Origin of the sequence: Planococcus sp. 11815, assembly GCF_051096385.1 — a bacterium.
GTDB classification, from domain to species: Bacteria; Bacillota; Bacilli; order Bacillales_A; family Planococcaceae; genus Planococcus; species Planococcus citreus.
Map to the genome: position 1 here is coordinate 755,725 of NZ_CP096991.1, position 12,110 is coordinate 767,834.

Annotated in this window: 11 protein-coding genes and 1 riboswitch; of the genes, 4 read left to right on the top strand and 7 right to left on the bottom strand. The window is 48.7% G+C overall.

The genetic code is table 11. The annotated features are described in order from the left end of the window. Nucleotides 1–60 precede the first annotated feature (60 nt). Entirely contained in the window at nucleotides 61–2,049 is a 1,989-nt protein-coding gene (locus M1Q06_RS03855; protein WP_434401727.1) for a glycosyl hydrolase 53 family protein, read from the top strand. A gap of 153 nt (nucleotides 2,050–2,202) precedes the next feature. On the opposite strand, the gene M1Q06_RS03860 is transcribed toward M1Q06_RS03855, so the two are convergent. From M1Q06_RS03860 to M1Q06_RS03870, 3 genes are all read right to left on the bottom strand, one after another. Continuing rightward, nucleotides 2,203–3,021: an aldo/keto reductase gene (locus tag M1Q06_RS03860; protein ID WP_434401729.1), complete on the bottom strand. Its 819-nt coding sequence runs from the start codon at nucleotides 3,019–3,021 to the stop codon at nucleotides 2,203–2,205. A gap of 148 nt (nucleotides 3,022–3,169) precedes the next feature. Then, nucleotides 3,170–4,297: a 5-methyltetrahydropteroyltriglutamate--homocysteine S-methyltransferase gene (locus tag M1Q06_RS03865; protein ID WP_434401731.1), complete on the bottom strand. Its 1,128-nt coding sequence runs from the start codon at nucleotides 4,295–4,297 to the stop codon at nucleotides 3,170–3,172. A 93-nt stretch (nucleotides 4,298–4,390) separates the two neighbouring features. After that, a riboswitch (SAM riboswitch) is annotated at nucleotides 4,391–4,496 on the bottom strand. Between the two features lie 237 nt (nucleotides 4,497–4,733). Next, nucleotides 4,734–5,327, bottom strand: coding sequence for a class I SAM-dependent methyltransferase (locus M1Q06_RS03870; RefSeq protein ID WP_101189687.1), 594 nt, complete (start codon nucleotides 5,325–5,327; stop codon nucleotides 4,734–4,736). A 246-nt stretch (nucleotides 5,328–5,573) separates the two neighbouring features. On the opposite strand from M1Q06_RS03870, the gene M1Q06_RS03875 reads away from it, so the two are divergent. Then, nucleotides 5,574–7,055: a phytoene desaturase family protein gene (locus tag M1Q06_RS03875; protein WP_434401733.1), complete on the top strand. Its 1,482-nt coding sequence runs from the start codon at nucleotides 5,574–5,576 to the stop codon at nucleotides 7,053–7,055. Between the two features lie 115 nt (nucleotides 7,056–7,170). On the opposite strand, the gene M1Q06_RS03880 is transcribed toward M1Q06_RS03875, so the two are convergent. From M1Q06_RS03880 to M1Q06_RS03890, 3 genes are all read right to left on the bottom strand, one after another. Next, a complete protein-coding gene (locus M1Q06_RS03880; RefSeq protein ID WP_101189689.1) occupies nucleotides 7,171–8,370 on the bottom strand; it encodes a cytochrome P450 family protein in 1,200 nt (399 codons plus the stop codon). Between the two features lie 142 nt (nucleotides 8,371–8,512). Then, nucleotides 8,513–9,325 (bottom strand): alpha/beta fold hydrolase, encoded by an 813-nt coding sequence (locus M1Q06_RS03885; protein ID WP_434401735.1) that lies wholly within the window; start codon nucleotides 9,323–9,325, stop codon nucleotides 8,513–8,515. 15 nt (nucleotides 9,326–9,340) lie between these two features. Then, nucleotides 9,341–10,180, bottom strand: coding sequence for a DUF4097 family beta strand repeat-containing protein (locus tag M1Q06_RS03890; RefSeq protein ID WP_434401737.1), 840 nt, complete (start codon nucleotides 10,178–10,180; stop codon nucleotides 9,341–9,343). A 216-nt stretch (nucleotides 10,181–10,396) separates the two neighbouring features. Here M1Q06_RS03890 and M1Q06_RS03895 point away from each other — a divergent pair, with 216 nt between their 5' ends. Together M1Q06_RS03895 and M1Q06_RS03900 are read left to right on the top strand one after the other, a co-directional pair. Next, nucleotides 10,397–10,843 (top strand): SRPBCC family protein, encoded by a 447-nt coding sequence (locus M1Q06_RS03895; protein WP_101805333.1) that lies wholly within the window; start codon nucleotides 10,397–10,399, stop codon nucleotides 10,841–10,843. 221 nt (nucleotides 10,844–11,064) lie between these two features. Continuing rightward, nucleotides 11,065–11,238, top strand: coding sequence for a hypothetical protein (locus tag M1Q06_RS03900; RefSeq protein WP_434401739.1), 174 nt, complete (start codon nucleotides 11,065–11,067; stop codon nucleotides 11,236–11,238). Between the two features lie 113 nt (nucleotides 11,239–11,351). On the opposite strand, the gene M1Q06_RS03905 is transcribed toward M1Q06_RS03900, so the two are convergent. Next, entirely contained in the window at nucleotides 11,352–12,053 is a 702-nt protein-coding gene (locus tag M1Q06_RS03905) for a FadR/GntR family transcriptional regulator (RefSeq protein WP_257968658.1), read from the bottom strand. Nucleotides 12,054–12,110 lie beyond the last annotated feature (57 nt).

The window sequence follows — 12,110 nt, forward strand, 5'->3', positions numbered from 1 at the left end:
GTTATAAAAGGATTTAATTAAATCCTTTTTAACAATAAAATCAAAGGATGTGGAAAGAGGATGGCGAAGGGTAGAAAATGGAAAGCGAAGCTGGCGGCTGTATCTGCAGCTGCCATGGTGATGGGTTCTCTTGGTTTAAGCACTGCACCAGCACTGGCCGCGGTACCTGAACCGGTGAAGGCGGATATCTTTGTCGAGCGCGTTCCTGGAATCGATGAAGATTTTATTAAAGGGGTCGATGTTTCGAGTATACTTGCACTCGAAGACAGCGGAGTGAAATTCTACAATCAAGACGGAAAAAAGCAGGATATTTTTAAAACATTAGGACAGTCAGGCGTAAATTATGTGAGAGTGCGTGTCTGGAATGACCCTTACGACTCGGAAGGAAACGGGTATGGTGGAGGCAATAACGATATAGAAAAAGCCATTGAAATCGGCAAACGGGCCACTGCCAATGGGATGCAGGTGTTGGTGGATTTCCACTACTCCGATTTTTGGGCAGATCCTGCGAAGCAGCAAGCGCCAAAAGCTTGGAAACAGTTGAGTTTTGAAGACAAGAAAACCGCCCTTCATGACTTTACAGCAGACAGTCTTCAAGCGATGGAAGATGAAGGTGTGGCCATCGGCATGGTGCAGATCGGAAATGAAACCAACGGCGCCATGGCTGGAGAAAAAGACTGGAAGCGCATGAGCGAGCTATTCAATGAAGGAAGCCGAGCAGTCAGAGCACTGGATCCGGAAATTCTGGTCGCGTTGCATTTTACCAACCCCGAAACTACGGGAAGATATGCATCGATCGCCAAAACGCTTGAAGACAACAAGGTCGACTATGACGTATTCGCCAGTTCGTATTATCCATTTTGGCATGGCACATTGACGAATTTGTCATCTGTTCTTAAAAGTGTAGCTGATACTTACGGCAAAAAAGTCATGGTCGCAGAAACATCATATGCCTATACTGCAGAAGATGGCGATGGCCATGAAAACACCGCACCGAAAAGCACTGGCCAAACTTTGGACTATCCAATTACGGTCCAAGGGCAAGCGCATGCAGTCAGAGATGTAGCAGCAGCTGTTGCGAAAATAGGAGATGCAGGCCTCGGCGTATTTTACTGGGAACCGGCTTGGATTCCTGTAGCACCAGACAAGAAGTTGAAGAAAAGCAAAATGATTTGGGAAAAATACGGTTCCGGCTGGGCGACAAGCTATGCGGCAGAATACGATCCGGAAGATGCCGGGGAATGGTACGGTGGCAGTGCAGTTGATAATCAGGCGTTGTTTGATTTTAATGGCCGTCCCTTGCCCTCTTTGAACGTTTTCAAGTACTTGGAGACAGGGGCAGTCGCTCCATTGAAAGTAGATGATGTGAAAAATCCATCCATCTCGGCTGTCGCGGGCGAGGCGATTGTATTGCCTGAATTGGTGACCGTCATTTACAACGATAGCAGCGGAGGCTCGGTTCCGGTTACATGGAATGAGGAAGCATTGCAGCAGGCGGTCAGCAACGGTGCCGGCAGTTATGTGATTGATGGGGAACTGGAGAACGGCTTGTCTGTCACAGTGAATCTTCAGATCAGTCCAGAGAACTTTGTGAAGAATGCAGGGTTTGAAAATAGCGACAGAAGCGTGTGGAATATCACCCACCGAAATGGTACTGCGCCTCACACGAGTTATCAAAACAAAGCATCGGATGCTAAATCTGGAAACTATTCGCTTCATTTCTACTCAGCGGATGCAATCGATTTTCAGGCAGAACAAACGATAACAGGCTTGGAACCGGGATATTACAAACTTTCTGCCTTTGTGCAGGGAGGAGATGCCGAGAACTCCGAGATGTATATTTACGCTGAAACAACTGGCGAGCGCTATACAATGAACACCACTGTTAACGGGTGGGCTAATTGGAGCCAGCCTGAACTAGACGGTATCCTTGTGGAAGACGGTACAGTGACAATCGGCGGAAGCGTGAAAGCAAATGGCGGGGCTTGGGGAAGTCTAGATGACTTTTCCTTGTTCCGGATGCAAGATGCTGATGCAGTGAATCAATAACTGAAAATCTGACCTAGATACTCAAGAACGATCAATGTTCGTGAACAGGTTAAGCTCAACAACGAAGGGATGTGTATCCTAAAAAAGGATCATCTTATTTTGGTTGGAATTGAGTTAGGCAGATAAAATGAAAAACCGCCCAAGGGCGGTTTTTTATTTGGCGCGAACATCTTCAAAAGCATCGAGCTTTTGAAGATCCTCTGGAGAGATGGTGAACGCCAATTGACTATTTTCAACGATGCGTTCTTTGTTCGTTGATTTCGGAAGCGGCAAAGTGCCATGCTCCAGACAATAACGAATGCACAATTGAGCAGGGGTAACGCTGTATTTAGCAGCCATTTCTTTGATTTCAGGGCTGTTCAAGATTTGGCCAGTTGCCAGCGGAGAGTACGCTTCTACGACAATATTATGTTTTTTGCAAAACTGTAGCAGGCTCGCTTGATCACGACCGATATAGAATGGGATTTGATTCGCCATAGGTACAATGTCGCAGGAATCCAAAAGCGCCTGAATATCTTTTTCCGAAAAGTTCGAAACGCCGATTGCCCGAATTTTGCCGTCCTTATAAAGCTTCTCCATCGCTTTCCACGATTCAATATTGCCTTCTGTACAATCTTTGCCGACTTCGTCCCACGGCCATGGCGCATGAATCAAATAAAGATCTAACACATCGACTCCGAGATTTGAAATCGTTTCTTCAAAAGCCGCTAATGTTGCATCATAGCCTTTAATTTCAGCAGGAAGCTTGCTGGTGATAAAGACCTCTTCCCGAGAAATGTTAAAATCTCGAATCGCTTTTCCAACATTTTCCTCGTTCTGATAGGCTAAGGCCGTATCAATATGAGTATAGCCATTTTCTAAAGCAGTCGTTACTGCGGCATAAGCTTCTTCATTTGGGATTTGCCAAGTGCCAAATCCGATAGTGGGAATTTCAACTCCATTGTGGAACGTGAAAAACTTTTCGTTTGCCATGGAAATATTTCCTCCTCTTTATCGAACGCTCTTTTTTATTGTACGACTTTTCTGTCAACAGGGGAACTCTAACCCGCGGTGTCCCTGTGCACCACACAATTATTCCAAGCAAAAAGGCAAGCGCAAATTTGCGCTTGCCTTTTGTCGTTTACTCTCCGAAGATCTCTTCAGAAACTTCCACGATGTATCGCAGTTTGTCCCATTGCTGTTCTTCGGTGAGGATATTGCCGTGGTGAGTCGAAGCGAATCCGCATTGCGGGCTGATGCATAGCTGCTCGAGCGGCACATGTTTTGCGGCTTCTGCGACGCGTGCTTTGATCGCTTCTTTGTCTTCAAGTTCACCATTTTTTGAAGTGAAGACGCCGAGCACAACTCTTGGTCCACCGTTTGGAATGTACTCAAGTGGCTGGAAGCTGCCGGAGCGGTCGTCGTCGTATTCAAGGAAGAAGCCGTCGACTTTTTCTTTGGCGAACAAAGTCGGCGCGATCAATGCGTAGCTGCCTTCAAATGCCCAGTCGGATTGATAATTGCCGCGACACAGGTGAGTCGTCACAGCGAGGTCTTCCGGCTTGCCTTCCAGCACGCCGTTTGCGACACGAAGCGCCAAGTCGATCAAATACTCGCGATTGTATTTTCCATCGTTGAACGGAATGTCCGGAGATGACAAGCCAGCGATATAGACATCGTCGATTTGGATATAGCGCGCGCCGGCATCATAAAATGCCTGGAAAGCGTCGCGGTAAGTTTGAATGACGTCTTTCGCGTAGTCTTCCAAGTCCGGATAGATGGCTTCATCGCGGATGCCTTGGTTGAAAAATTGGTTCGGGCTTGGAATCGTCAATTTCGGCACAGCGCGGCCGCCGACGATTTCCTTGAATTCAATGAAATCACTGAGAAATGGATGGTTTTCATTAAAAGAAATCTTGCCGATATTGCGCACGTCATAAGCTTCCGTTTCGACGTTTTTGAACTGATAGCCTTTTTCCGGCGTGTAACCTTCGAAGCCATTGATATGCGCCATGAAATCAGTATGCCAGAACGTGCGGCGGAATTCGCCGTCCGTCACTGCTTTGAGACCGACTTCGATTTGCTTGTCGACGATGCGCTTGATTTCCGTCGTCTCGACTTCCCGCAGCTGTTCCGCTGTGATTGTGCCTACTTTGAACTGTTTGCGCGCCTCGTGAATGCTGTCGGGGCGCAATAAGCTCCCGACGTGATCAGCCTTGAATGGGGCAGTTGTTAATTTTTGGTTTGTTTGAATAGTTGAATGGATCATGTGAAATTCCTTCTTTCTGTTTTTAGTGTGAGTGGTGGAAATAAAAAACGGGCTTTCTTCGAAAAGAAGAAAGCCCGTTTTGGAAAAGCATTCTTCTTATCTTCTAGGCTTATGCCTATTGGAATTAGCACCTTGTCCTGAAATAGGGCGGTTGCTGAGACTTCACAGGGCCAAATCCCTCCGTCTCTCTTGATAAGAAATCGACTATTAAGTTAATTGCTGGTTGATGTTGTTCACATTAAACCAATCTTCGGACAATTGCAAGGAAATTGGGAATTATTTTTTTGTGCCTGTGCACCACACAATTCGAGTAGTGCCCCATGCAGGATAAGTGAATAAGAAATACCTTCAAATCAGGATCAGTAATATTCCTTCCGTATTTTCATGCCTTCAGGTAAATAGTCATAATTGTGCCGTACACAGGGACAGTTACAATTCACAACGGTTTCCGGCTCTCAATGGTCAAAAATAGTCCGCCGTAATAGGATTCCACCTTCACAATTTCCAGAGGGGAGCGATTCACCAAATCGATTGTATCGCGGTTCAAATGGCAGCCGTCGCATAGCTTTTTCCAGACGGGTGTCAAGGATTCCTGAGTTTTGCCCATGAGCGGTTGGTCCATTTTGACGTGCTCGAACATGAGGATCTGGGCGCCGGGTTTGCTGACGCGGTAGATTTCTTCGAGCGCTTTGACCGGGTCTGGAATCGTGCAGAATACTAAGGTCGCGACGACCGTATCGAAGCTGTCATCGGCAAAGGGCAGTTTTTCAGCGACTGCTTCGTACGTGCGAATCGGTGTCTTCGACTGTCGGATGCGTTTGCCGGCCTGTTTACTCATCTCCGGGTTTGGTTCGATGGCGTCGACCCGTTCGGCATTTTGATAATAGCGGAAGTTCGCACCTGTTCCGAAACCGATTTCGAGCACGCGACCTTGCGCTTTTTGAACCAGTCCGGCGCGGATTTTTTCAAAGCGCGTCTTCTCGAGCGGCTTCATGGCCGTGTCATATATATGCGGTAAAAATCCAGCCATAGTGATCAACTCCTGTCTTGTGTATTGCATCTTTCTATACCATTCCACTTTCCCTGTCAATGTCCTGTTTATTCCTGGAATGAACGGTTTGTCTAGGATTATACAAAAACTATACAATCAGCGTTTTTAAGCTTATTATGAAGGGAATAACAAGGACAATGGCAAGGCATTAAAGAAATCTCCGTACAGGCGGTTTTAGCGTAAAAAAGAAGGATACATATTTCATTAAAAAGGGGCGGTACATATATGGGGAAAGCGAAGAAATCCGTAATCGTAATCGGAGGCGGGCTTGGGGGCTTGTCGGCGGCGATTTCATTGCAGCAAAAAGGCTATGAGGTTTCGTTATATGAAAAGAACGAGCATATCGGCGGGAAAGTGAACCGCTTAGAGCGGGACGGCTTCGGTTTTGACTTGGGCCCGTCGATTTTGACGATGCCGCATATTTTCGATCGCTTGTTCCAAGGCAGTGGCAAGAAAATGACGGATTACGTTCCGATGCAACGCTTAGAGCGTGAGTGGCGCTCATTTTTCCCGGACGGCACGGTGATCGATCTGTACCATGACCTTCATTTGATGGAGCGGGCGAACCCGGCACTGTCGAAAAAGGACATGAAGGAATACTACGCGCTGCTCAAGTACGCGAAGCGGATTTACGAAACGACCGAGCGCAGCTATTTGAAGGAAGGGTTTGAATCGCCGAAGGAGGCCGTCGCACAAAACGGCATCCTTGCGACTCTGACCGGATTCGATTTGACCTCGACGATGTACAGCGCGATTTCCAAGCGCATCAATAATCCTCATTTGCGCGACATGCTGTCGTATTACGTGAAATACGTAGGGTCTTCGCCGTATAGCGCACCCGCTGTGCTCAATATGATGATTTATATGCAACACGCACAAGGCTGCTGGTATGTGCCGGGCGGCATGGAGAGACTGGCGCGCGAAGAAGGCGTCCAGATCCATACCGGCATGGGCGTGATTCGTGCCTTGACGAGTGCGGAAGGCAAGATCACCGGCGTCGAACTCGAAGACGGCAGCTTCCAAACCGCTGATTATTACGTATCGAATATGGAAGTCATCCCGTTCTATCAAAAAATGGTCAAGGCGGAGCATGAGTTTGTCGATAAGCTCGAGAAGAAATACGAGCCGGCGAGTTCCGGACTCGTTTTGCATCTCGGCGTCAAGAAGACCTATCCGCAACTGAACCACCATAATTTCTTCTTCTCGGACAATTTAAAAGAGCAGATGGACAAGGTGTTCGAGCGTCATGAATTGCCCGACGACCCGACGATCTATCTCGTCAACGTCAACAAGACCGACCCGACGCAGGCGCCGGAAGGGTATGAAAATATTAAAATCCTTCCGCATATCCCGTATATCCAGGACAACCCGTTCACGCCGGAACAGTACAAGGAATTCGAAGAGCGAGTCATCAATAAGCTCGAACGCATGGGGCTCGACGGCTTGCGCGATAATATCGTCGTACGCGATGTCTGGACGCCGCATGATATCGAACGCATCTACGGTTCGGACCGCGGAGCGATTTACGGAACGGTTTCCGACAAGAACAAGAACGGCGGCTTCAAGCACAAGAAGCAAAGCGAACTATATGACAACCTGTATTTTGTCGGCGGTACGGTCAACCCGGGTGGCGGCATGCCGATGGTGACCTTGAGCGGCCAGCAAGTGAGCGATAAGATCGTCAAACGCGACAATGCAAGCAAGTAGAAGTCTTTAGTTGAAGCGTGTATTGGATTTCCTGTCTTCATAGCCTGGACTAATTACAATTCAAAAGGCGGTGCCAATGACTTCGAAAAGTCATTGGCACCGCCTTTTTGCCTAGCTATTTTCCGAGTGTCACCGGAAGTTCACGGACGCCGCGGACGATCATGCCCGGACGCCATTCGAGTTCGTTTTCTGGGACAGCAAGCGCCATGGCAGGAAAACGTTTCAATAGACCGTCGATGGCGGTATGGCCTTCCAGCCGTGCGAGGGGAGCGCCGAGGCAGAAGTGGATGCCTTTGCCGAACGCCAAATGGGCACTTTTTTCGCGGTGGATATCAAACAGTTCAGGGTTATCGAACTGCTCGGGGTCATGGTTCGCCGCGTTCAGCGCGACGATGACCAGATCGCCCCGGTGAATGGTTTTTCCGCTGAATTCGATCTCTTCCGCGGCCCATCTTGAGGTGCTGAATTCGACCGGTCCGTTCAAGCGCAGCGATTCTTCGATGGCCGGCCCGATCAGTTCAGGCTGTACGCACAATTCGTGCTGCTGTTCAGGATGCTTCAACAGCGTGAGCACGGTGTTGCCGATCAAGTTCACGGTCGTTTCGTGTCCCGCGATGATAAGCAAGGAGACCAGCCCGTACAGCTCTTTTTCCGTCAAACGGTCGCCAGCTTCTTCTGCTTCGATCAAGCGGCTGATTAAATCGTCTCCCGGTTGTTGGCGCACTTTTTGGAACCATTCGCCGAGATATTGGATAAATTCATTCATATGTTCGTAGACACTGACACCTGCTTCGCCGCTCGTGCCTTCGATCAGCGAGTTCGACCAGGTACGGAATTTGTCGCGGTCCTGTGAGGGCACGCCCAAGATCTCGCAAATGACGATGATGGGGAGCGGAAAGGCGAATTCGTCAATTAATTTGACGTTCGATTTGCCTTCGAATCCATCGAGCAATTCGTCGGTGATTTCCTGAATGCGCGGTTTCATGCCTTCAATCATTTTCGGGGTAAAGGCTTTTTGTGCGAGCCCGCGCAGCCTTTTATGGTCGGGCGGATCGGAAAATAGCATGTTTTGGGCGAATACGCTCATCTCGTCCATGCTGCCGCCGAACAGCTTCGAAAAGTCTTTGATGAAGCGCGGGTCTTTCAATACGGCTTCCGCGTCCGCGTAGCGCGTCACGAGCCAACCGAGCTGGCCATCTGGAAAACGCACCTGGTGCACAGGGTCTTCTTCGCGCAGCCGTTCGTAGGCTGGGTAAGGGTTCCTGGTGAATTCTGGGCTGAATAATTTCGTTTCGTCTTTGTCATGCAAATTCATTGAAATGCCTCCTTTTTTATCTATACCCTGAGGCGGATGGCTTTTACTCGCCTATTTTTCATATTCCTTCCTTCTCTAAAGAAATATGGAAGGCTGCTTTTTCGGTCCAGGCGATTTTCCGGCGAAATGGTTTGGCTAGTCATTAGCTTTTTTGAGCTTTATCGACAAACTGGGTGATGGCCTTTGCGACTTCTGGCGGGCCTTCCCAATACAGCATATGGCCGAGCTGCGGGAGGATGCACAGTTGGGAATTCACGATGGCAGAGGAAAGCTTTTGCTGGTCTTCTTGTGAAGCGATGGGATCTTCCTTTCCGGAAATGATAAGCGCGGGTGCTGTCACTTGGTGAAGGAAGCCAGGGAATTTTTCATTCAATGCAGCTTCACTCGTTTCTCTCCACACACGCGCGGGAACGTTTTGGATCTCATGGAACATTTTCTCCAAGAAATCGGCAGGCACCGGTTTGTTGAAAAGTCCTCCGGTAAATTTCCGGATGAACTCGGGACTGACGGGATCTGTTAAGTGCGACAAAGTGGATTCGTGAATGGCGACGATTTCCGGCTGGTTGCCGAGCTCGGAAGGGGAGCCGATTAAGATGAGCCCAACTGTCCGTTCCGGGTATTTCGCAGCGAAATTCCTGGCGGCAAATCCTCCGCTGGATGCACCTGCGATAAAGGCTTTCTCGATAGCTTTGGCATCCATGAACTGCAGCAAATCCGTTTCAAAATCTTCTGTTCGATACGACAGGCCCGGCAGATCGATGCCGTCATGCCCTCGCTGTGTATAGGCGAGGGTGCGCAATTGTTCAGGGAAACAAGCGAATAATAAGTCGAAGGTATGGCAGGAATCGGCAAGCCCGTGCAGGAAAATCAGCGGAATGCCGTGCGGGTCGCCGTGCTCGATATAGCATAGTTCTCTTGTATCCGCCAAGCGCAGTGTCGCTCGTTTCAAAGGCATGTTCATCCATTCCTTTCATTCGACAGCAATGCTGCCATTATTTGAAGCGAGCTGGATGAGCACCTCGCCGCTGCCGAACACGGTCTCTTCATTTTCGCGCCCGTATACATCGATGCTGCCATTGTCGACGCGCGCTTCGATGCGGGCATTCACCGGTTCGCTGGCAGTGCGGATTTCGATTTGCCCATTATCCGTAGCGAAATCGACAGGGAAATCAAGCGTCTCTGTGTCCAGTTCTATGCGTCCGTTATTCGCTTGTGCTTCCAGTTCGCCTGAAACGTCACTGAACAGGATGCGTCCATTGGATGAGCGGACGCTAATGACGGCTTCCATGTCTTTCAGTTCAACCGGTCCGTTGTCTGTTTCGACCTCAACCGTATCGCTGTCGACTGCCTCCAAAGCGATGCGCCCATTGTCTGCTTCAAGAAACAACTCAACAGCAGTGATCTCGCTCACTTCGATGCTGCCGTTATCGCTATCGGCCGACAAGGAATCAAGCCCGCTCGCAGGCACGTAAACTTGCAGCGTATAGGAGCGGTTAAAGTCGAAATTGAAGAACGGGGAGCGGTCTTCGACTTCGATTGCCAAGCGGCCGCCTTCAACTTCTGTGTTTAAGGTGAAATCATCGTCATTGCCGGACATGACGATTCGGACCGTTTCATCTTCACTTGGCATAATGGCTACCCGGGAATTTTCAACGGTAATTTCCACTGCCTCAATATTTTCATCGAAGCTTTGTTCCTCGAGCACGTCTTGCTGCGCCGGGTCTGAATTGTAGACGGCATATAAGACGATGCCGACACCGACCAAGAACAGGCTTGCGATGATGATCAAAATTTTCAAGAAAGTTCCCATCACATCTTCTCCTTTCATTTAAATAACCCATAGTTTGGTACATGGAGCCGTATTGCTGCTGAACGGATTTTGCTAAGTACCATCATTTTACTATAAATATCAGAAAAGTCAGTTTATTTTAATGGAATCATGCTATATTAATACCTATAGAGAGGTTGTGAAAAAGAGATCCGACGCTGGTTGGATCTTAAATGTGAGGCAGGGGAGGATGCTGATATGTGGAGGGTAACGAACACGGTTTTCATTGACCGGCGAGCAAAGGAAGTCCATCACTTCGCAACCAATCCGAAACTCTGGTATCAGTGGTATGCCGGATTGTCCGAAGCGGAAAATCTGATTGGCACAGGGAAAAAAGGGACGAGCATGAATTTGAAGTATTACTTTTTCGGGAGAAGCTTGGCTTTGCATGTACTGGTTGTGGAAAATGCGGCTGTAAAAGACGGCTATATATGGCGCTGCCTAATTAGCGGCGCATTTGGTGGCACTCAGACCTGGCGCTATCTTTCGAAAGACGGGGGCACTGAGATTCAATTCGAAATGGAATACGAACTCCCAGGCAGCATATTCGGGAAATTGGCCAATACGATTTACATCAAGAAGCTCATGTACAACTCGGTTGAACAGACTTTGCAAAACTTAAAGGATATCAGTGAAAGTGAGTAGCGGGTTCGGCAGGCGCGAAAATAAGAGGGGTGATTAATGGCTTGCTTTTAGGGAGTGGAAAAATGGAGCAAAGTCAAAAACGCGATTATTCCACCTTTCAGTTTGCAAGACCGGGCTTTTGTCATGGGAGTGCCGGCTATCTTAGACATTGAACTACAAATGGGTTATGCTGTGCACAGTTAAGCTGGTAGAAAATCAGCTGAAACGGGAGGGTGATTGACATGGCATTTTTGGACAAGCTGAACGCAATGAAAGACAAAGCGATCGAAAAAGGCAAAACCCATTGGGACGAAAATAAAGATGACTATAAAGAAAAAGCGGCTGACTATAAAGAGAAAGCCATGGTAATGAAAGACGACGTGGAGAACAAATTGAAAGAGAGAAACAGGAAATAAAAGGAGGTGTGCTCTCTTGGGAGAGTGCGCCTTTCAGATATCCTGCTTTCGGAATTGAAAAACGCGTGGAGAAACGAATCCGTTTCTCCACGCGTTTTTTGTTTTAAGCGAATTCATGTCGAACGATACAATTCCGAACGGATGCGAGAGATATGCTCGCTCATCAATTGCTTGGCCAATTCGCTATTGCCGCTTTCAATCGCCAAATAGATTTCTTCATGTTCATTGTACGTATCCTGATGGCGCTCAACATCGGTGAAGCGGTGGCGACGCGTGGCGCGGATATTTTCTTCCAGCCGCTTCGCAAGTGTTTCCATCAAGTCGATCAATAATTGGTTTTTGGTGGCATTGGCGACTTGCAGATGGAAATCCACGTCAGCCTGGACGCCGAGTTCGGGATCGTTCGCTGCCAAAGCCATGTGCCCGAGCACTTCGCGGATCGCCAGCAAGTTCTCAGGTGTCGCCCGCTGCGCTGCGAGCGAGGCGGCTTCGACTTCGAAAGCGCGCCTGAGCTCGAGCATGTCGTCGATGTATTGGATCTCCGCCGCATCGATGCGGGTGCCGAGTTCATTTCCGAGCATATCGTGCTTCGTCTCAGAGAGAAAACTGCCGCCGCCTTGCCGGATTTCAAGAAAGCCTTTGCTTTCCAGGCCTTTCAACGCTTCGCGGACGGAATTGCGGCTGACGCCGAACAAACTCGCCAAATCCCGCTCGGAAGGGAGACGGCCGCCAGGAGGCAAATTGTTCTCCAAGCACAGCGTTTGGATCTGTTCGACGACTAATTCATAGGTGCGTTTTTTCGGATTCAATAACACGGAACTCTCTCCCTGCTGACTTGTTTTTTGCGTTCTCTTTTCATCATACCGAAAGAA

Coding starts and splice junctions, on each gene's coding strand:
- M1Q06_RS03855 (WP_434401727.1), top strand. CDS start 61: ATGGCGAAGGGTAGAAAATGGAAAGCGAAGCTGGCGGCTGTATCTGCA.
- M1Q06_RS03860 (WP_434401729.1), bottom strand. CDS start 3,021: ATGGCAAACGAAAAGTTTTTCACGTTCCACAATGGAGTTGAAATTCCC.
- M1Q06_RS03865 (WP_434401731.1), bottom strand. CDS start 4,297: ATGATCCATTCAACTATTCAAACAAACCAAAAATTAACAACTGCCCCA.
- M1Q06_RS03870 (WP_101189687.1), bottom strand. CDS start 5,327: ATGGCTGGATTTTTACCGCATATATATGACACGGCCATGAAGCCGCTC.
- M1Q06_RS03875 (WP_434401733.1), top strand. CDS start 5,574: ATGGGGAAAGCGAAGAAATCCGTAATCGTAATCGGAGGCGGGCTTGGG.
- M1Q06_RS03880 (WP_101189689.1), bottom strand. CDS start 8,370: ATGAATTTGCATGACAAAGACGAAACGAAATTATTCAGCCCAGAATTC.
- M1Q06_RS03885 (WP_434401735.1), bottom strand. CDS start 9,325: ATGCCTTTGAAACGAGCGACACTGCGCTTGGCGGATACAAGAGAACTA.
- M1Q06_RS03890 (WP_434401737.1), bottom strand. CDS start 10,180: ATGGGAACTTTCTTGAAAATTTTGATCATCATCGCAAGCCTGTTCTTG.
- M1Q06_RS03895 (WP_101805333.1), top strand. CDS start 10,397: ATGTGGAGGGTAACGAACACGGTTTTCATTGACCGGCGAGCAAAGGAA.
- M1Q06_RS03900 (WP_434401739.1), top strand. CDS start 11,065: ATGGCATTTTTGGACAAGCTGAACGCAATGAAAGACAAAGCGATCGAA.